The following is a 20,080-nucleotide window of genomic DNA, read 5'->3' on the forward strand; positions in this document are numbered from 1 at the left end:
ATATCGCAATCAGACAAGGGGACACTGCCCCTAGGGATGTTTGGATAATTGGCGAGGTGGCAAAGCGGCCCGCCATTGTTGCAGGAAGATATTGCGCTTTGCCTGATCAAGCCCGACCAGCAAAGCCGGTGTCAGGGCGATCGGGCGTAATTCCTGCGGGTCGGCATCGCGGGGCACCCCCACCAGCCTTGCCAGGCGTGCAGGCCCGTCAATAGGGGAAAGCAAACCGGCATCGCGCGATAATATCGCCCGCCCCGGTGCCGATAACATGAAATCGATAAAGGCACGCGCCAGCCCCGGCTGTTCGGCATCGCGCGAAATAAACGCCGCGCGCGACATGATCAGGGTATAGTCACTGGGCAAAACCATCCCCACCCGATCATCGCGGCCAATGCGCGACAGGGCATAGGACCCCAGCACATTATAGCCCAGCAACAGGCGGCCATCAGCCACCCGGTCAAGAATTTCACCCGTACAGCAAAAAAGCTGGGCTTCGTTACGGCCAAGGCTTTCCACCAGACGCCCCCATGTGCTGGCCTGTATAGCATCCTGGAACGCAAACAAATAACCAACGCCAGATGTTTCGATATCGTAACTTCCAACTTTGGCGCGGAACGTATCGCTTTCACGCAACAAATCAATCAGGTCAAACCGGTTTTCAGGCGGTTCGCGATCAGCAAAAAAGGCCTTGTTGTAGACCGTTACCGCCGGTTCATAGGTCAGGCCAAAAAGTTCGTCGCGCCATTTCGCCCAATCGGGCAGGTTTTCCCCCACGCGTGGGCCGGGCGATTGGGCGCAACCGTCATTAACAAGTTTCAATTGCTGGTCAATCGACGATGAAATGATCAAATCGCCCATAAACCGGTTCTGGTCACAGGCATGTTCAACAGCGGCATTCAGCTCGTTTGTTGTCAGCTCGTTATAGGTGATCAAAATATCGGGCCAGCGTTCCTGGAAGGCTTCGATCACCGGGGAAAAGATCATGTAATCGGTCGTGCTTTGAATAACCAGGCGCCCGGAATAATCCGTCGCCACGGGAAATTCGCGGTCGCCCGCCGTTGCAACATTTTCAATGGTGGCAACAATGCCCGTGCCCGCCGCAACAAAGGCCGCCACACCCCATACCAGTGTACGCACCCGCCGGTGGCGCAAAACCCGGCGTCCATATGTGCCAATCGCCCGGATCATGATGCGCTCACCACAAATTCAAGACCAATTTCAAACCCGTCCCCTGTGCTGTGCCGAACCAGAACCGCCCCATGCGACGATGCCACCGACGACACAATCGACAGCCCCAAACCGGCACTATCCGGGCCAATCCCGTTGGAGGCGAAACGTTCGCCTATGCGGGCCGATATTTCCGGTGCGATGCCCTGCCCGCAATCACGCACCAACAGGCAGGCATGACGATCACTTACCGGTGTCACCACCAGAATTACCGGCGGTTTACCGTGTTTCAGGGCGTTGTTCAGCAAATTCTTGATCGCTTCACGCAGGCTGATCGGGTCCCCCTTGATCATCACGGGTTCGTCCGGCAACTCGACCTGAATATATTCATCCGACATGGCGCGTATTTCGCGCTCGGCCTCCAGGGCGATGCGGCGTAAATCCAGTTCCTGGGATACGGCCATATCGGCACGGTGCGCAATCAGGGCATGGCTTAGCAATTGATCTGCCAGGCGGCCCAGCCCCACGGTCCTTTCATGCAAGCGTTGATGCAGGCGTGCCAGAACTTCGGGGTCGTCTTCTTCCAGTGCCAGTTGCGATTGCGCGCGCAGGGCCGTAATCGGCGTTCTGATCTGGTGGGCGGCATCGGCGACAAAATTCTGCATTGCTTCAATCCGCCGGTCCAGGCGCCGCATGAAACGGTTGATCGCCTCTAACAGCACGGCCACCTCGGCCGGGGCGGCAATATCGATGGGTGAAAGGTCATTCACATCGCGTTCAAGAATGGTGCGTTCCACCCGCGCCAGGGGGCGCAGCGCAATGCGCATCACCACCACCACCAGCAACAAAAGCACTATGCCCGCCGCGGCAATGGTCAGTACCGCCTGTGCGGTAATGCTGCGCGCCAGGGCAACACGTTCCGTTGTGGTTTGCGCGACAATCACCTTCACATCACCACTTACAAACCGTTCCGCCAATTGCCGGCGCAACAGATAGGCGCGCACATCGGCCCCCTTGTAACGGGTATTATAGGTCTGGTCGGCATGGCCCTTGTCATCCTTGGGCATGGGCAAATCGCCATAACCGGTCAGGGTTTTGCCATCCGGGCCGATGATGCGGTAAAAAACGCGATCCGCCCGTGCCAGCGACAAAAGCTCGAAGGCGGAAACCGGCAAATCAACATTGGCATGCCCATCGGTAACCAGAATACGTTCTGCGATCTGCAGAGCGGCCCCGCGCAACAGCCGGTCAAAGGTTTCGTCGGCTGCATCCTGCCCGTATTTATTGGCCGCAAAAATCGTTCCCAACAGGACAACGGCTAAAATCACCGCCATTGCCATGCCCAAGCGCACAGCCACCGACTGGCGTGGATTGGTGGTGGGAAGGGCGGGATAGGGTCTCATCACGCTTTATCTGCCCGGCCACCCGGCACCGCCTGATATCCCAACCCGCGCAGGGTGCGTATTTCAAGGGTGGCATCCGAAAGCTTGCGCCTCAGGCGCGCGACATAAACCTCAACCGCATTCAGGCCTGCTTCGCCGGTCAGGCCATAAAGGCGGGAATAAAGCTCTTCTTTCTGTAAAACCCGGTTCAGATTCGACATGAAGGCTTCCAGCAAAATAAATTCACGCCGGGTCAGTTCGATTTCGGCATCATCGACACGCACCGAATGGTCGGCAAAATTGCAATGCAGGTTGCCCACCGAAACGCCAGCTTCATTCGCCCCGTGTTTCCGCCGGGTTACGGCGCGTGCCCTGGCTTCAAGTTCGCGCAAGTCAAACGGTTTGACCAGATAATCATCTGCGCCGAAATCCAGCGCATCAATTTTATCATCAACCTGCAAACGCGCTGTCAGCACCAGGACCGGCACCCCGTTTTTCGATGCCCGCAGCTTTTTCAGGAAATCCAGCCCCGATCCATCGGGCAGGTTGATATCAAGAATGATCAGGTCATAGGGCTCCAAACGCAGGAAATGCGCGGCATCTTCAAGGGTCGCCGCCGCCTCGCAGACATGGCCCTGACGCGAGAAATGCGAAAGGATGGCATCGGCCACATCTTCGGTATCCTCGACGACCAGTATTCTCAATGTGCTGCTCCTGTAATTTTTCTGATGACAGGTTGGTGAAAGGTTGGACCGCTAATCTCATATATACCGTCGTACCAGAAAGGTGCGAATAGAAACTGGGAGGAATAACCATGAGAAAGATTGCCGCACTTGGTGCAGCAACTGTATTTGCTGCCCTGTCCTTTGCTTCTTCTGCCTTCGCATTCGAACCTGAACAGCCTGAATGCATTGCCCCGGCAAATGCTGGTGGTGGCTGGGACTTCACCTGCCGCCAGATCGGCAAGACCCTTTATGACCTTAAAACCATCGGCAGCCCGATGCAGGTTGTCAACCTGGCTGGCGGCGGCGGCGGTGTTGCCTATGCCGAAGTCGTTTCCAAGCGCAATGACGATAACGACCTGATCGTTGCAGCTTCGTCGGCGACCACCACCCGTCTGGCCCAGGGCGCATTCCCGGGTTCGACCATGGACCAGGTTCGCTGGGTTGGCACCATCGGTGCGGATTACGGCGTGATCGCGGTTTCCAAGGATTCGCCGATCAACACCCTGCCGGAACTGTTTGAAAAAGTTAAAGCAGACCCGCGCGGCGTTGCATTCGCCGGTGGTTCGGCTGTGGGTGGCTGGGACCACCTCAAGGTTCTGATCGCGGCCAAGGCTGCAGGCATTTCCGATGCCCGCGCTGTGAAATACATTGCGTTTGAAGGCGGCGGGGAAGCCGTAACCCAGCTTCTGGGTGGTCACGTGCAGGCATTCACCGGTGACATCTCCGAAGCCAAGGGCTTTGTTGATTCCGGCGACCTGAAGATCCTTGCCGTTCTTTCCGAAGATCGCCTGCCGGGCGAGGAATTCAACAAATTCCCGACCGCAAAAGAACAGGGCATTGATGCCATTGGTGCCAACTGGCGTGGGTTCTATGCCCCCAAAGGCATGAGCGACGAAGCCTATGACTACTGGGTCAAGGCCATTAAAGACACCTATGCCAGCGACGAATGGAAAAGCGTTATGGCCAATAATGGCCTGATGCCGCTCGAAAAATTCGGCCCCGACTTCGAAAAATTCGTGGCCGACCAGATCTCCTCTACCCAGGATCTCAGCCGCGAAATCGGTCTGATCAAGTAATTTCCGCCCTTTCAGGGCGCCGCATCCCTCAGGGGTGCGGCGCTCTCGTCATTTTGGAGATGTGCCATGAGTGACAGAGCCCTGGGCGTCGCATGCCTGTTGCTATCTGCATTCTATATTTTCATGGCGACCCAGATTCAGACCAGCTTCATTACCGATTATCTGGGGCCTAAATTCTTCCCCATCCTGATTGGTAGCCTGCTGGCAATCGCCGCCATCTTCCCGATCATCAAGCCCGATCCCGACCCGGACTGGCCCGGTATCGGACGTCTGGTGGAAATCGTCTTCGCCGTTGCCGTCATGGTGGCCTACACCTATGCCCTGCCGATTGCCGGTTTCGTGCTTTCGACCGCCATCACATCGGGCATTCTAAGCTGGCGTCTGGGCGCAAAGCCCCTGTCGGCCGCCATTGCAGGTGTGTCCATTTCCGTGGGCATTTACGTGGTGTTCCACCTTGTTCTTCAACTCTCGCTGGCCCGCGGGCCCTGGGGGTTCTGACATGGATGTATTCTCTCAACTCGCCGATGGGTTTGCCGTCGCCCTGACATTCCAGAATCTGGCACTCGCCCTGGTCGGCTGTTTCCTTGGCACCATCATTGGCGCCCTGCCCGGTCTGGGCCCGTCCAACGGTGTCGCCATTCTGATCCCGGTTGCCTTTACACTGGGCCTGCCTGCGACACCCGCCCTGATCCTGCTGACCTCGGTTTATTACGGGGCCATGTATGGCGGGCGTATTTCTTCGATCCTGCTGAATATTCCCGGTGACGAACCGGCCCTGATGACCACCCTTGATGGTTATCCCATGGCCAAGAAGGGGCAGGCGGGCGAAGCCCTTGCCCTGTCGGGCATTGCCTCCTTCGTGGGTGCGTTTTTTGCCACCTGGGGTCTGGTGTTCCTAGCACCCCAGCTTGTGAAGGTCGCCCTGCTGTTTGGCCCGGCTGAATATTTTGCCCTGTTCTCGCTGGCTTTTGCCACCCTGGGCGGGATTGCCTCGCAAAACCAGGCCAAGGCGGTGATTGCCGCCATGATCGGTCTGGGTATTGCCATGGTCGGTGTTGACCACCAGACCGGTGTGCCGCGCATGACCTTTAACAATATCCACCTTTATGAAGGCATCGACTTCCTGGTGGCGATTGTTGGTCTGTTTGCGATTTCCGAAGTTCTGCTGTTCCTTGAACACAAGGCCGGTGCCGCACCCAGCGAAGCCAACCAGAAGCTTGCCCGTGTCACGGCACCGTTCTCGATGCTTAAAGACACAGCGGGCACCATGGGCCGCAGCACCATTATCGGCTTTCTCGCCGGTGTTCTGCCTGGTGCGGGTGCATCGCTTGGTTCTTTTGTGTCCTACACGGTGGAAAAAAAGATCAGCGATAAAAAAGGCACCTTTGGTACCGGGGACCCGCGCGGGGTTGCCGCACCGGAAGCGGGCAACAATGCCGCGGCCGGTGGTGCACTGGTGCCGATGCTGGCCCTGGGTGTTCCCGGTTCGGGGACCACGGCGGTTCTGCTTGCCATGCTGATGGCCCTGAACATCACGCCCGGTCCGCTTCTGTTTACCCAGCGTCCCGATGTGGTCTGGGGCCTGATTGCCGCCTTGTTTATCGGCAATATCATGTTGCTGTGCCTGAACATTCCGCTGGTCGGTCTGTTTGTGCGTGTGCTGCGGGTTCCGAGCAAATATCTGATGCCTGCCGTCACCATGATTTCGTTTGTCGGTATTTACGGCATTTCGGGATCGACCTTTGATCTTCTGATGATGATCATTTTCGGGGTGATCGGTTATGTGCTGCGCAAGCTCAATATCCCGACAGTGCCAATCATTCTGGGCATTCTGCTGGGCAATGAGATGGAAAAGAACCTGCGCCGTGCGCTGGAGATTTCCAATGGGGATGTCAATATCCTGTGGGGATCGTGGCTGACGATTGCCATCTGGGTTCTCGCCATTGCCGGCTTTATTGCGCCATTCGTGGTTGGTCGTTTCCTGCGCCCCAAAAAAGACCCGACTGTTGCGCCGTAAGCCATAGCAGGCCAAACCATATAAAAGCGGGCGCAGGGTTCATTCCTGCGCCCGTTTTGGTTTCATGACCCGGCCCAACAAACCCGGCGTCGCGACATAAAAGTATTAACGCACCAGCGCCCCGCCGCGATCCAGCCGCTGAACCGATTCCTTCAGGGCCGTCGCGCATTTGGCAATCAGGGCATCGTCAAACCGGGTGATCAGGCCCGAAACCGAAACCGCCCCGGCAATTGCGCCATCATTCCAGAAAACCGGCACGGCAACCGCCGCCACCTCGGAATCACGTTCGCCCTTTGAAACGGCATAGCCAGCCTCGCGAATGGCAGCTTCGTTTCCGCTTTCAGGGCTGTCCTTTGACCAGGCCATCAAAACCCGGGCGCTGGCCCCTGCTGTTAGGGGAAATTGCGCCCCTTCATTTACATTATGGCGAATGGCGCGCATCGGTTCACTGCGAAACAGGCACACGCGGCTTTCACCCTCGCGGACGTAAAACGAGGCCGTTTCGCCAATTTCATCAGCCAGAATTTTAAGTTCCGGGCGGATGATATCGCCCAGATTAAACCCGCGCCGATACAGGGAACCCAGCCGCCAGACAGTAGCCCCAAGCCGGAACTGGCCATCGGCCTGCCGGCGGATATAGCCGAATTTTTCCAGCGATACCGCCAGCCGCAGGATCGTGCTTTTGTAAAAGCCCGTGCGCTTGGAAAGCTCGGCCAATCCCAGGGTTTCAGAATGTCCGTCAAAGCAGTCAAGCAGGCTTAAGGCCCGTTCTACTGCATCGACCCCCTTTTCGTCAGACATAACACCGTTCCACTAAATAGAATTTCGTTCTGGACCACAGAATACCATTCTGCTAAATAGAATCAAATTCCAACAAACAGAACAATAGACCAGTTGGGAGGAATCAATGGGCAAGCCTGTCTGCCCTGTCAAGATGCCGGATGCCACCGTCCCTCGCAAAGCGGGCGATGCGGGCACGCATATTCCGGTGGTCTGGCGCGGCTTCCTCCCCAGTCAGAACGCGTGACGATTTTTCCCATTGCACCCGCGTTTCGACATACTGCCGGAGGAAAATGATGCAACGACCGCTACAGGGCATTCGTGTCCTTGACCTGACCAATGTTCTGGCCGGACCATTTTGCTGCCATCAGCTTGCCCATATGGGGGCCGAGGTCATCAAGGTTGAAGCACCAGGCCGGGGCGATCTTGCCCGGCAATTGGGGGCTGACCCCGAATTAAGCAAAAAGAACATGGGCATTTCCTTTCTGGCACAAAATGCCGGCAAGAAATCCGTGACGCTGAATCTTAAACACCCGGAAGGCAAAAAGCTTTTAAAGCGGCTGGTTGAAACCGCCGATGTGCTGGTTGAAAATTTCCGCCCCGGTGTTATGGACCGCCTGGAACTGGGTTATGAAACCCTGCGCGACGTGAACCCCAGGCTGATTTATTGTGCCATTTCCGGCTTTGGCCAGGCGGGACCGTGGCTGCATCGCCCCGCCTATGACCAGATCATCCAGGGCGCATCGGGTGTCATGTCCATTACCGGCGATGACCAAAGTGCGCCTTTGCGCGCCGGTTACCCGATTGCCGATACCATTGGCGGGCTGACGGCCGCCCTTGCCATTGCCGGGGCGCTGAATGCCCCGGAACGCGGAACATTCATTGATGTTTCCATGCTTGAGGCCACCATTGCCACCATGGGGTGGGCGGTATCGAATTATCTGATCGGTGGGATCGAACCCACGGCCAATGGCAATGAAAACCTGACTTCCGCACCGTCCGGCACCTTTGAAACCGCAGATAACCCCTTGAATATTGCGGCCAACAAGGACGAACAATGGGAAGCCCTTGCCCGCCATCTTGGCCGCGAGGAACTGTTAACCCAGCCACAATATGCCACCCGCGAAGACCGCAAGGCAAACCGCGCGGCATTGAAGCTTGATCTGGAAAAATCGCTGCGCACCCGCCCCGCCCGGGACTGGGCGCGCGAGCTTAATGAAATTGGCGTGCCTGCCGGGGCGGTCTTTAGCGTGCCGGAAATTTTGGCCCATCCGCAAATTGCCGATCGCGGCATGCTGGCAACCTTTAGCGACACACCCGGTGTGGATCGCGACATCACCATCGTTCGGACCGGTTTTAAAATCGACGGTGAAGCCCCCGATGTGGCAACCCCGCCCCCCGGTCTGGGCCAGCATAATGATGAAATTTACCACTCGCTGGGCATCGATGATGAAGCCCTTGCGAAATTGAAAAAGGAAGGAACGTTATGAGCGACGTTTCCGATTGGTGGCGCACATCCATCATTGAAATGGAACCCGGCAAAATCAGTTTCCGGGGATATCCGGTTGAAGAACTGATTGGCAATGTCAGTTTCCCGCAAATGATCTGGCTGATGACACGCGGCGACCTGCCCGATGAAAACCAGGCAGCCCTGTTTCAGGCTGCCCTTGTTGCCGCAGTTGACCATGGCCCGCAGGCCCCGTCCATTGCGGCGGCCCGCATGGCGGTAACCTGTGGTCTGCCCCTTAATGGTGCCATGGCATCGGCTGTCAATTTTCTGGATGATGTTCATGGCGGTGCCGGTGAACAGGCCGTCGAACTTTATCACATGATCGATGCTGCCGGCGGACCAGAACATACCGCCGAGATCCTCGCCCGGTGGCAGGAAAAACGGACAAAATTCATTCCCGGTTTTGGGCACCGTTTTCACAAACCGGTCGATCCGCGTTCACCGCGCCTGTTGGGCCTGGTTGATGAAGCCGCCGCAAAAGGTGTTGTTTCAGGCCGCTTTGCCGCCATTGGCCGCGCCATTGAACGTACCCTTGCCGAAACCAAAGGCAAAGCCGTGCCCATGAATATCGATGGTGCCACGGCCGTTATCTATGCCGAGCTTGGCTTTCCCGCCCCGCTTGCGCGTGGTCTTTTCTGTTTGTCTCGCAGTGTGGGTGTCATTTCGCACGCCTGGGAGCAAATGGGCCAGGGAGGACGGAACAAAGGTCCGACTCCCCCATCCTACCGGTGGACCTATGACGGCCCGCCGCGTGTACCGGGGCGCATTGCCCCAAAAGACAATCAATAGTCAAGTCACACCAATAATGGGAGGTATCAGTGACGCGTTCCTTGATTAAAGCTTTTGCGATTGCCGCATCAATGGTCATCGTTTCTTCGGCTGCACAGGCATTCGAACCCGAACAGCCTGAATGCATTGCCCCGGCAAATGCCGGTGGTGGCTGGGACTTCACCTGCCGCCAGATCGGTAAAACCCTTTATGACCTTAAAACCATCGGCAGCCCGATGCAGGTTGTCAACATGGCTGGCGGTTCAGGCGGTGTTGCCTATGCCGAAGTCGTTTCCAAGCGCAACGAAGACAACGACCTGATCGTTGCTGCTTCGTCGGCGACCACCACCCGTCTGGCCCAGGGTGCATTCCCGGGTTCGACCATGGACCAGGTTCGCTGGGTTGGCACCATCGGTGCAGACTACGGTGTGATTGCGGTTAAAAAAGATTCCGACATCAACACCCTGCCCGAGCTGTTTTCCAAGGTCAAAGCTGACCCGTCTTCGCTGGCATTTGCCGGTGGGTCCGCTGTTGGCGGCTGGGACCATCTGAAAGTTCTGCTGGCTGCCAAAGCCGCCGGGATCGAAGATATCCGTAAAATCAAATACATCGCCTTTGAAGGCGGCGGGGAAGCCGTAACCCAGCTTCTGGGTGGTCACGTTCAGGTTTTCACCGGCGACATCTCCGAAGCCAAGGGCTTTGTTGATTCCGGCGACCTGAAAATCCTTGCCGTTCTTTCCGAAGACCGCCTGCCGGGCGAGGAATTCAACAAATTCCCGACCGCAAAAGAACAGGGCATTGATGCCATTGGTGCCAACTGGCGTGGGTTCTATGCCCCCAAAGGCATGAGCGACGAAGCCTATGACTACTGGGTCAAGGCCATTAAAGACACCTATGCCAGCGACGAATGGAAAAGCGTTATGGCCAATAATGGCCTGATGCCGCTCGAAAAATTCGGCCCCGACTTCGAAAAATTCGTGGCCGACCAGATCTCCTCTACCCAGGATCTCAGCCGCGAAATCGGTCTGATCAAGTAATTTCCGCCCTTCCAGGGCGCCGCATCCCTCAGGGGTGCGGCGCTCTCGTCATTTTGGAGATGTGCCATGAGTGACAGAGCCCTGGGCGTCGCATGCCTGTTGCTATCTGCATTCTATATTTTCATGGCGACCCAGATTCAGACCAGCTTCATTACCGATTATCTGGGGCCTAAATTCTTCCCCATCCTGATTGGTAGTCTGCTGGCAATCGCCGCCATCTTCCCGATCATCAAGCCCGATCCCGACCCGGACTGGCCCGGTATCGGACGTCTGGTGGAAATCGTCTTCGCCGTTGCCGTCATGGTGGCCTACACCTATGCCCTGCCGATTGCCGGTTTCGTGCTTTCGACCGCCATCACATCGGGCATTCTAAGCTGGCGTCTGGGCGCAAAGCCCCTGTCGGCCGCCATTGCAGGTGTGTCGATTTCCGTGGGCATTTACGTGGTGTTCCACCTTGTTCTTCAACTCTCGCTGGCCCGCGGGCCCTGGGGGTTCTGACATGGATGTATTCTCTCAACTCGCCGATGGTTTTGCCGTCGCCCTGACATTCCAGAATCTGGCACTCGCCCTGGTCGGCTGTTTCCTTGGCACCATCATTGGCGCCCTGCCCGGTCTGGGCCCGTCCAACGGTGTCGCCATTCTGATCCCGGTTGCCTTTACGCTGGGCCTGCCTGCGACACCCGCCCTGATCCTGCTGACCTCGGTTTATTACGGGGCCATGTATGGCGGGCGTATTTCTTCGATCCTGCTGAATATTCCCGGTGACGAACCGGCCCTGATGACCACCCTTGATGGTTATCCCATGGCCAAGAAGGGGCAGGCGGGCGAAGCCCTTGCCCTGTCGGGCATTGCCTCCTTCGTGGGTGCGTTTTTTGCCACCTGGGGTCTGGTGTTCCTTGCACCCCAGCTTGTGAAGGTCGCCCTGCTGTTTGGTCCGGCTGAATATTTTGCCCTGTTCTCGCTGGCTTTTGCCACCCTGGGCGGGATTGCCTCGCAAAACCAGGCCAAGGCGGTGATTGCCGCCATGATCGGTCTGGGTATTGCCATGGTCGGTGTTGACCACCAGACCGGTGTGCCGCGCATGACCTTTAACAATATCCACCTTTATGAAGGCATCGACTTCCTGGTGGCGATTGTTGGTCTGTTTGCGATTTCCGAAGTTCTGCTGTTCCTTGAACACAAGGCCGGTGCCGCACCCAGCGAAGCCAACCAGAAGCTTGCCCGTGTCACGGCACCGTTCTCGATGCTTAAAGACACAGCGGGCACCATGGGCCGCAGCACCATTATCGGCTTTCTCGCCGGTGTTCTGCCTGGTGCGGGTGCATCGCTTGGTTCTTTTGTGTCCTACACGGTGGAAAAAAAGATCAGCGATAAAAAAGGCACCTTTGGTACCGGGGACCCGCGCGGAGTTGCCGCACCGGAAGCGGGCAACAATGCCGCAGCCGGTGGTGCACTGGTGCCGATGCTGGCCCTGGGTGTTCCCGGTTCGGGGACCACGGCGGTTCTGCTGGCCATGCTGATGGCCCTGAACATCACGCCCGGTCCGCTTCTGTTTACCCAGCGTCCCGATGTGGTCTGGGGCCTGATTGCCGCCTTGTTTATCGGCAATATCATGCTGCTGTGCCTGAACATTCCGCTGGTCGGCCTGTTTGTGCGCGTGCTGCGGGTTCCGAGCAAATATCTGATGCCTGCCGTCACCATGATTTCGTTTGTCGGCATTTACGGCATTTCGGGATCGACCTTTGATCTTCTGATGATGATCATTTTCGGGGTGATCGGTTATGTGCTGCGCAAGCTCAACATCCCGACAGTGCCGATCATTCTGGGCATTCTGCTGGGCAATGAGATGGAAAAGAACCTGCGCCGTGCGCTGGAGATTTCCAATGGAGATGTCAATATCCTGTGGGGATCGTGGCTGACGATTGCCATCTGGGTTCTCGCCATTGCCGGCTTTATTGCACCTTTCGTGGTTGGTCGTTTCCTGCGGCCCAAAAAAGACCCGACTGTTGCGCCGTAAGCATTTCAAAAGGCCAGGATCAGGGCGGTGATCCTGGCCTTTTTCAGGATTGCGTCAAATTTGCAATTGCCAGAATCATATGCCACCGCCCATAAACCATATGATTGATCCGCACCACAACCACACCGCCCCATTCATGGCCCGATACAGCACAAGGTAAACCATGCCCGCAAATTCCCGGTTTGATGACTTTCTGGCTGGTCTGACACCCCGATTTTTCCGGCTTTTGTTTACGGCCCTGTTTATTGGCCTGCTGGGCGGGCTGGCCGCCGATTACATCGCCATGCCGCTGGCCTGGATGATGGGGCCAATGCTGGCAACCTTTATTGTCGCCCTGATGCGCCTGCCCATGGCGATCCCGATGAAATTTCGCGCCGTTATTCTGGGGGTGATTGGTGTGTTTCTGGGTGGGTCCTTTACCCCCGACACCTTTGACCATGCGGCACGCTGGCCTGCCAGCATGATTGCCGTTCTACTTTATGTGCCGGTCATTACCGCGATTGTAACGTGGTTTTATGCCAAAATCGCCCGTCTGGACCCGGCCACCGCCCTTTTTTCCGCAACACCGGGCGGGTTGACCCCGATGGTGGTTTTAGGCGCGGCATCAGGCGGGAATGAACAGGAAATCGCCCTGACGCAGGGGTTGCGGGTTTTGCTGCTGGTTATGTCCGCGCCCATGATTGTCTTGATGATTACCGGCGTGGTTGCCAACAGCCACGGCGATGGCGATGCCGTGATCATGACATTGAATGAAGGCCTGCTGACCGCCGCCTGCGCCCTGGTGACCATTCTGGTTTTTCGCCGTTTGCGTGTTCCTGCCGCCGAAATGACGGGCGCAATGCTTGCCAGTGCGACATTGCATATCAGTGGCGTGGTCGAAGGCAATTTGCCCGAATGGCTGATGGATGGCAGCCTGCTTATTCTTGGTTCTGCCATTGGCAGCCGCTTTGCCGGTGTTAAGCTGTCATTCCTGATCCGGCTTTCGGGCTATGCCATTTTGGCAACCATCGTCATTTTGGGGTTTACCGGCCTGGTATCCTATGGCGTATCGGTCTGGCTGGATCTGAATTTTATGGCGGTGCTGCTGGCCTTTGCACCGGGCGGGGTGGCGGAAATGTCGCTTATTGCGCTGGCCCTGAATATCGAACCCAGCTTTGTCGCCTTTCACCATATCGTTCGAATTTTTGAAATCGTGCTGTTCGCGCCCATGCTGGCGAAATGGTTGCAAAACCGGCATTTGCGCAAAACCCTGCAAAACAGCGATTAAAACAAACCGGCGCGAAACTCCATCGCGCCGGTTTTTATCTGTTCACTGAAATGGCCGTTTATCAGGCTGCCAATGCGCGTTCGCGGCCCCGTCGCACCACCAACTGGCACGGGTTACCGCCAATGGCATAGGACAGTTCCGCCGGGCTATCGATATCCCACACGACAAAATCGGCAACCTTGCCAGCTTCCAGGGTTCCGTGGCTGTCACCGCGGCCAAGGGCACGTGCACCATTGCGGGTAATGCCAGCAAGGGCTTCTTCCGGGGTCATGCGAAACAGGGTACAGGCCATATTTGCCATCAAAAGCAGCGATAAGGCTGGTGATGTACCGGGGTTGCTATCGGTCGCAATGGCGATGGTCACGCCATGCTGACGCAAAAGGTCAATCGGCGGCAATTTGGTTTCGCGCAGGCAGTAAAACGCACCGGGCAGCAATACCGCCGTCACGCCGGCCTTTGCCATCGCAACCACGCCATCTTCGCCCAGATATTCCAGATGATCGGTTGAAAGGGCGCTGTAATCAGCCGCAAGGATGCTGCCTTTCTGGTCGCTTAACTGTTCGGCATGCAGTTTTACCGGCAGGTTCAGCTTGCGCGCGGCATCAAACACACGGCGGGTTTGCGCGGTGTTAAACGCGATATTTTCACAAAAAGCATCCACCGCATCGGCCAGCCCTTCGGCCGCAATGGCTGGCAGCATATCGTTGCAAACAAGATCGATATAGCCATCGGCATCATTGGCAAATTCGGGCGGCAGGGCATGGGCACCCAAAAATGTCGTCACCACATCAAGATCATTTTCCCGGCCAAGGCGACGCGCAGCGCGTAACATTTTGGCTTCGTCTTCGGTGCGCAGGCCATAACCCGATTTGATTTCAATCGTGGTGACACCTTCACGCAGCAAATTGCCCAGCCGCTTTTGTGCCTTTGTTACCAGTTCGTCTTCACTTGCCGCACGGGTCGCCGTTACCGAGGACCGGATACCACCGCCCGCGCGGGCGATTTCTTCGTAACTGACGCCATTCAGACGTTTTTCAAATTCATCGGCACGGTTGCCGCCATAAACAAGGTGGGTGTGGCAATCAACCAGTCCCGGTGTCACCCAGGCACCGGCAAGGTCGCTTACTTTGTCTGCAAGTGTTGCCGGTTCACCTGCCAGATCAACCATCGCACCAATCCAGGCGATCTTGCCATCCTTGATCGCAATCGCACCATTTTTGATGGTGCCATAGGGCTGGTCGATGGCCGGGTTCATGGTCGCAAACTGACCGTTGATCCAGATATGATCCCACATGGCTTTATCCCTGTTCTGGCAATTTATATGTATATACATAAACATGCGCCATTCACGCGGCAACGTCAATGGCGCAGTCAGTCATGCGTTGGGCACTTTCCCGGCCCGCCAGACCGTTTGGCAGACCGGGAAAGTTTTATGTTCAGGCAAAGCTGGGCAGAAGATCATCGACATAACCATGAATGGCCGATGATTTCATAAGGGCTTTGACCGCGGCGATATCGGGCGCGAAATAGCGGTCCTTGTCATAGAAGGGGGCCACTTCGCGTACCGAGGCAATGACCTTTTCCAGCGCATCGCTGGACGTCATCGGACGGCGAAATTCAATGGCCTGGCAGGCGGCCAGCATTTCGATTGCCAGAATACCATTTACGTTATCGGCAATATCGGCCAGGCGACGCCCGGCAAAGGTTGCCATGGATACATGGTCTTCCTGGTTGGCTGATGTTGGCAGGCTGTCGATGGAGGCCGGGTGGGCCAGCGTTTTGTTTTCCGATGCCAAAGCAGCCGCCGTGACCTGTGCAATCATGAAGCCGGAATTAAGCCCGCCATTTTCCACCAGAAATGCTGGCAGATCAACCATCGCCGGGTCAATCAGCAGGGCAATACGCCGTTCGGAAATGGCGCCGATTTCCGATGCCGCAATCGCCAGAATATCGGCCGCAAAAGCCACCGGTTCGGCATGGAAGTTACCGCCTGACAGAATATCGCCCTGATCGGGGAAAATAAGCGGGTTATCGGTTACGGCATTGGCTTCGCGTTCCAGAATGGCAGCGGCGTGATTGATCTGATCAAGGCACGCCCCCATCACCTGGGGCTGGCAGCGCAATGAATACGGGTCCTGCACACGGTCGCAATCGGCGTGGGAACGGCGAATTTCGGAATCTGCCAGCAATTCGCGGTATTTTGCGGCAACGGCAATCTGGCCCGGCTGACGGCGCAGCTTGTGAATGCGGTCATCAAACGGGGTATCGCTGCCCTTGGCGGCATCCACCGAAACCGAACCGGCCAGAACGGCCGATGCAAAGTTATCCTCGATGGCAAACAGGCCGGAAATGGCAAGGGCGGTTGAAACCTGTGTGCCGTTCAAAAGGGCAAGGCCTTCTTTCGGGGCAAGGGTTACGGCATCCACCCCGGCCTTTGCCAGACCAGCCGTTGCCGAAATAGCAGTGCCCTCATGGCGAACATCACCTTCACCAATCAGCGACAGGCTCATATGTGCCAGCGGTGCCAGATCGCCCGATGCCCCGACAGACCCTTTGGCCGGGATCAGCGGATAAATACCGTGGTTAAACAGGGCGATCAGGGTATCAATCACCAACGGGCGCACGCCAGAATGGCCTGCGGCAAGGCTTGTGACCTTAAGCGCCAAAATCAGACGTACAACTGCATCAGGCAGCGGATCGCCGGTGCCGGTGCAATGCGACAGCACCAGATTACGCTGCAGATCACGCAGGCTGTCTTCATCGATGCGGGTTTTCGCCATCAGGCCAAAGCCGGTATTGATGCCATAAACGCTTTTACCGCGTTTCAGCACTTCTTCCACCGTGCCAGCTGCAATGGCAACCCGTTCACGACAGGTATCGTCAATATCGATGTGCACATTGCCAGCGGCAATTTTGCGCAATTGGGCCAGAGTCAATTCGCCCGGTACAAGCTTGATCGTTTCCATGATTATTTCACCATCGGCAGGTTGAGGCCCTGTTCACGGGCACAGTCGATTGCAATGTCATAGCCGGCATCGGCATGGCGCATGACGCCGGTTGCCGGGTCGTTCCACAAAACGCGGCCAAGGCGGGCGGCGGCTTCATCGGTACCATCAGCAACAATGACGACGCCGGAATGCTGCGAAAAGCCCATGCCAACACCACCACCATGATGCAGGCTGACCCAGGTTGCCCCGCCCGCAGTATTAAGCAGCGCGTTCAAAAGCGGCCAATCCGACACCGCATCGGACCCGTCTTTCATGGCTTCGGTTTCGCGGTTGGGGGATGCGACGGAACCGCTATCAAGGTGGTCACGGCCGATCACGACGGGGGCCTTCAATTCACCATTACGCACCATTTCGTTAAAGGCCAGCCCCAGCTTGTGGCGCAGCCCCAGGCCGACCCAGCAGATACGTGCCGGCAGCCCCTGGAACTGGATACGTTCGCGGGCCATGTCCAGCCAGTTATGGAGGTGCGGGTCATCGGCGATGATTTCCTTCACCTTGGCATCGGTTTTATAGATATCCTCGGGATCACCTGACAAAGCCGCCCAGCGGAACGGCCCCACACCCCGGCAGAAAAGCGGGCGGATATAGGCCGGTACAAAACCGGGGAAATCAAATGCGTTATCAACGCCAACTTCCTTGGCCATCTGGCGGATATTATTGCCGTAATCAAAGGTGGGGATGCCCATTTCGGCAAAGGCCAGCATCGCCTTGACCTGTTCGGCCATGGATTCTTTCGCAACCCTGACAACGGCCTGCGGATCAGTTTCCCGTTTGGCGTCCCATTCATCCAGGCTCCAGCCTGCTGGCAGATAACCATTAAGCGGGTCATGCGCGCTGGTCTGGTCGGTTACGGCATCGGGGCGAATGCCCCGGCGCACCATTTCCGGGTAAATTTCGGCAGCATTGCCCAAAAGCCCAACCGAAACCGCGCGCCCTTCGGCATGGGCTTTTTCGACAATTGCCAGGGCTTCGTCGATGCTATCGGCTTTGGTATCGACATAACCGGTGCGCAGGCGGAAATCGATGCGTGACGGGCGGCATTCCACTGCAATCATCGAGGCGCCCGCCATGGTTGATGCCAGGGGCTGTGCGCCCCCCATGCCGCCAAGGCCGCCGGTCAAAATCCATTTGCCCTTCAAATCCCCGCCATAGGACTGACGGCCCATTTCGACAAAGGTTTCATAGGTGCCCTGAACAATGCCCTGGCTGCCAATATAGATCCAGGAGCCGGCCGTCATCTGGCCGTACATCATCAGGCCTTTACGGTCCAGTTCGTTGAAATGTTCCCAGTTGGCCCAGTGCGGCACCAAGTTTGAATTGGCGATCAGTACACGCGGGGCATTTTCATGGGTCTGAAAAACACCGACCGGTTTGCCGGACTGTACCAGCAGGGTCTGATCTGCTTCCAGGTCCTTCAGGCTGCGTTCAATCGCATCAAAACAGTCCCAATTGCGGGCCGCACGGCCAATACCGCCATAAACCACCAGTTCCTCGGGCTTTTCGGCCACGTCCGGGTCCAGGTTATTGCGCAACATACGAAGCGCTGCTTCTGACAGCCAGTTCTTGCAGGTCAGTTCGCTGCCATGGGGTGCGCGAATGACGCGGTCATTGGCAATTCGATTTTGCTGGGACATGAACCCTCTCCTGATGCGATATGTATATACAAATTTATAGATCGCATTTTGCAAGCTTGGCAAGAAAAACATTCATCCTTAAAAAATGGCTGATTTTCGGTATATTCTTGCCCGATGCATTGAAAGACCGGCACAAATCTGCTCAAAAATATCTATACATTTAGCGGAATCGTGCTTTGCTGCTTGATCCGCCCGCAAGTTTCGCGATGATGCAAACATTAAACCCGACGAAAAAGGCCTGCTCCTTGACCCAAGATTTGCCCGCGACACTTCCGGATGCCAACCTTGCCCTTGATGGCAACGGCCCGCTTTATGACCAGATCAAGCGTGTGCTGGCGCGCAATGTTATTTCCGGGCACTGGATTGCAGGGCAGCAGATCCCGACTGAAATGGAACTGGTCGAGGTTTTTCAGGCATCGCGCATGACGGTGAACCGCGCGCTTCGCGAACTGGTCGCCGAAGGGGTTTTAACCCGCACCCGTGGTGCAGGCACCTATGTTGCCGATCGCAAGGCCCAATCTCCCATTCTGGAAATTCGGGCGATTGACCGCGATATTCGCGCCAGGGGCCATCGCCATGACAGCGAAATCATCACCTTTGACACGATTGAGGCCGATACCACGCTGGCGACCCAGTTCGGTATGACGCCAGGTGCGAAGCTCAGCCATTTTATCTGCCTGCATCGGGAAGAAGGCCAGCCTGTCCAGATCGAGGATCGCTGGGTCAACCTTGCTGCCGCCCCGGCCTTTGCCCGGCAGGAGTTTCGCGATATTACCGCAGCCGCCTGGCTTTTGGAAAATGCGCCCTATTCCGATGCCCAGCATTTGATCGAGGCGATTGCCGCCGACAATGCCACGGCAAAGCGCCTTGATATTGCGCATGGCGCGCCCTGCCTTGTTTTGCACCGGCGCACCTGGTTTCATGGCACACCCATTACCGTGGCAAAGTTCATTCATCCTGGCGAAAGCTATCAGCTTGGCGGGCATTTCGCCCCCCAACATCCCAGCGACGGCTAAGCTATCCTTATCCGCGCCCGTCGGGGGGTGCACTGCACACATATGGTTGTCGGTTTGCAAAACCTGCGATATTGCTTGTGGCTATCGCGGCATCATCATGGATATGCCTGCAAACGCACTTCACACGGTGCCATCGTTCTGCCCCCATAAATGGAAGCCTTATGTCTGATAATTCCGCACATTCTTCTGACCAGATCCTGCGGGAAACAGACCTGACGGCTGATAACACCAATGCCCCGAAATCCGGCTTTATGGCCGGGTTAAAGGGCCTGTTATTTCGTTTTCGTATATTGTTGCTGCTGTTGTGGGTTTTGGGGCTGGTTGCGATTGGCTATGCCGGGATTGAACGGCGCTTTGCCGTACCTGACAAAAACAATCTCGACAAATTTGTCCATGTTGGCGTTTTTGCCGCCATGGCCTTCTGGCCGATCATGGTGTGTGGCCGACGCAAGATCAGCATGTTTCTGGTTTTCATCGTTGTGCTGGGCGCGCCGGGGCTGGAGCTTATGCAGGCCCATTTTGGCAATGGCCGCATTGCCTCTCTCGCTGATATGACGGCCAGCCTGTGTGGCGTTGCGCTGGGGGCTGTTATTGCGTGGTTTGCGCGCCGGATCGGCTAGGGATTAACGCATCGTGCGGAATCGCAAGTGACCGTTGGTCGCCTGCAGCCCGCCTT

18 protein-coding genes are annotated in these 20,080 nt (G+C 56.7%); 11 read left to right on the forward strand and 7 right to left on the reverse strand.

The annotated features are described in order from the left end of the window. Positions 1-30 precede the first annotated feature (30 nt). From CSC3H3_RS18790 to CSC3H3_RS18800, 3 genes are read right to left on the reverse strand one after another with little or no spacing between them, the layout of a single operon-like run. Positions 31-1,188: an ABC transporter substrate-binding protein gene (locus tag CSC3H3_RS18790; RefSeq protein ID WP_101285815.1), complete on the reverse strand. Its 1,158-nt coding sequence runs from the start codon at positions 1,186-1,188 to the stop codon at positions 31-33. Continuing rightward, positions 1,185-2,570, reverse strand: coding sequence for a sensor histidine kinase (locus tag CSC3H3_RS18795; protein ID WP_101285816.1), 1,386 nt, complete (start codon positions 2,568-2,570; stop codon positions 1,185-1,187). Before CSC3H3_RS18795 ends, CSC3H3_RS18790 begins: the two co-directional genes overlap by 4 nt. After that, a complete protein-coding gene (locus tag CSC3H3_RS18800) occupies positions 2,570-3,253 on the reverse strand; it encodes a response regulator transcription factor (protein WP_101268824.1) in 684 nt (227 codons plus the stop codon). Before CSC3H3_RS18800 ends, CSC3H3_RS18795 begins: the two co-directional genes overlap by 1 nt. 110 nt (positions 3,254-3,363) lie before the next feature. Here CSC3H3_RS18800 and CSC3H3_RS18805 point away from each other — a divergent pair, with 110 nt between their 5' ends. From CSC3H3_RS18805 to CSC3H3_RS18815, 3 genes are all read left to right on the forward strand, one after another. Beyond that, on the forward strand, positions 3,364-4,350 hold the full coding sequence (locus CSC3H3_RS18805) for a Bug family tripartite tricarboxylate transporter substrate binding protein (protein ID WP_101285817.1): 987 nt from the start codon (positions 3,364-3,366) through the stop codon (positions 4,348-4,350). A gap of 66 nt (positions 4,351-4,416) precedes the next feature. Next, entirely contained in the window at positions 4,417-4,848 is a 432-nt protein-coding gene (locus CSC3H3_RS18810) for a tripartite tricarboxylate transporter TctB family protein (protein WP_101271814.1), read from the forward strand. A gap of 1 nt (position 4,849) precedes the next feature. Beyond that, the gene (locus CSC3H3_RS18815) at positions 4,850-6,367 is read left to right on the forward strand and encodes a tripartite tricarboxylate transporter permease (protein WP_101285818.1); all 1,518 of its coding nucleotides are present in this window, start codon (positions 4,850-4,852) and stop codon (positions 6,365-6,367) included. A gap of 105 nt (positions 6,368-6,472) precedes the next feature. On the opposite strand, the gene CSC3H3_RS18820 is transcribed toward CSC3H3_RS18815, so the two are convergent. Further along, positions 6,473-7,168 carry an IclR family transcriptional regulator gene (locus CSC3H3_RS18820; protein ID WP_101285819.1) on the reverse strand — a complete coding sequence of 232 codons (696 nt, stop codon included), beginning with the start codon at positions 7,166-7,168 and terminating at the stop codon, positions 6,473-6,475. Between the two features lie 272 nt (positions 7,169-7,440). Here CSC3H3_RS18820 and CSC3H3_RS18825 point away from each other — a divergent pair, with 272 nt between their 5' ends. From CSC3H3_RS18825 to CSC3H3_RS18850, 6 genes are all read left to right on the forward strand, one after another. Beyond that, positions 7,441-8,637 (forward strand): CaiB/BaiF CoA transferase family protein, encoded by a 1,197-nt coding sequence (locus CSC3H3_RS18825; protein WP_215907527.1) that lies wholly within the window; start codon positions 7,441-7,443, stop codon positions 8,635-8,637. Then, on the forward strand, positions 8,634-9,446 hold the full coding sequence (locus CSC3H3_RS18830) for a citryl-CoA lyase (protein WP_101285821.1): 813 nt from the start codon (positions 8,634-8,636) through the stop codon (positions 9,444-9,446). Before CSC3H3_RS18825 ends, CSC3H3_RS18830 begins: the two co-directional genes overlap by 4 nt. A 29-nt stretch (positions 9,447-9,475) precedes the next feature. Next, complete coding sequence (locus CSC3H3_RS18835) at positions 9,476-10,462, forward strand: Bug family tripartite tricarboxylate transporter substrate binding protein (RefSeq protein ID WP_215907528.1); 987 nt, start codon at positions 9,476-9,478, stop codon at positions 10,460-10,462. 66 nt (positions 10,463-10,528) lie between these two features. Then, positions 10,529-10,960 carry a tripartite tricarboxylate transporter TctB family protein gene (locus CSC3H3_RS18840; protein ID WP_101271814.1) on the forward strand — a complete coding sequence of 144 codons (432 nt, stop codon included), beginning with the start codon at positions 10,529-10,531 and terminating at the stop codon, positions 10,958-10,960. Between the two features lies 1 nt (position 10,961). Then, positions 10,962-12,479, forward strand: a complete 1,518-nt coding sequence (locus CSC3H3_RS18845; protein WP_101285818.1) for a tripartite tricarboxylate transporter permease — start codon at positions 10,962-10,964, stop codon at positions 12,477-12,479. Positions 12,480-12,642: 163 nt separating this feature from the next. Continuing rightward, positions 12,643-13,746: an AbrB family transcriptional regulator gene (locus CSC3H3_RS18850; protein ID WP_101285822.1), complete on the forward strand. Its 1,104-nt coding sequence runs from the start codon at positions 12,643-12,645 to the stop codon at positions 13,744-13,746. A gap of 61 nt (positions 13,747-13,807) precedes the next feature. Here CSC3H3_RS18850 and hutI read toward each other — a convergent pair whose 3' ends face one another. The 3 genes from hutI to hutU form a co-directional block, all read right to left on the reverse strand. Then, complete coding sequence (gene hutI, locus CSC3H3_RS18855) at positions 13,808-15,079, reverse strand: imidazolonepropionase (protein ID WP_101285823.1); 1,272 nt, start codon at positions 15,077-15,079, stop codon at positions 13,808-13,810. 103 nt (positions 15,080-15,182) lie between these two features. Continuing rightward, positions 15,183-16,715 (reverse strand): histidine ammonia-lyase, encoded by a 1,533-nt coding sequence (gene hutH, locus CSC3H3_RS18860; protein ID WP_215907615.1) that lies wholly within the window; start codon positions 16,713-16,715, stop codon positions 15,183-15,185. Further along, positions 16,715-18,388 carry a urocanate hydratase gene (gene hutU / locus CSC3H3_RS18865; RefSeq protein WP_101285825.1) on the reverse strand — a complete coding sequence of 558 codons (1,674 nt, stop codon included), beginning with the start codon at positions 18,386-18,388 and terminating at the stop codon, positions 16,715-16,717. Before hutU ends, hutH begins: the two co-directional genes overlap by 1 nt. 245 nt (positions 18,389-18,633) lie before the next feature. Here hutU and hutC point away from each other — a divergent pair, with 245 nt between their 5' ends. Beyond that, the gene (gene hutC / locus CSC3H3_RS18870; RefSeq protein WP_157831955.1) at positions 18,634-19,404 is read left to right on the forward strand and encodes a histidine utilization transcriptional repressor HutC; all 771 of its coding nucleotides are present in this window, start codon (positions 18,634-18,636) and stop codon (positions 19,402-19,404) included. A 161-nt stretch (positions 19,405-19,565) separates the two neighbouring features. Next, on the forward strand, positions 19,566-20,024 hold the full coding sequence (locus tag CSC3H3_RS18875; protein ID WP_101285827.1) for a VanZ family protein: 459 nt from the start codon (positions 19,566-19,568) through the stop codon (positions 20,022-20,024). Positions 20,025-20,080: the final 56 nt, after the last annotated feature.

The sequence above is a fragment of the Thalassospira marina genome, assembly GCF_002844375.1.
Taxonomy (GTDB): Bacteria; Pseudomonadota; Alphaproteobacteria; order Rhodospirillales; family Thalassospiraceae; genus Thalassospira; species Thalassospira marina.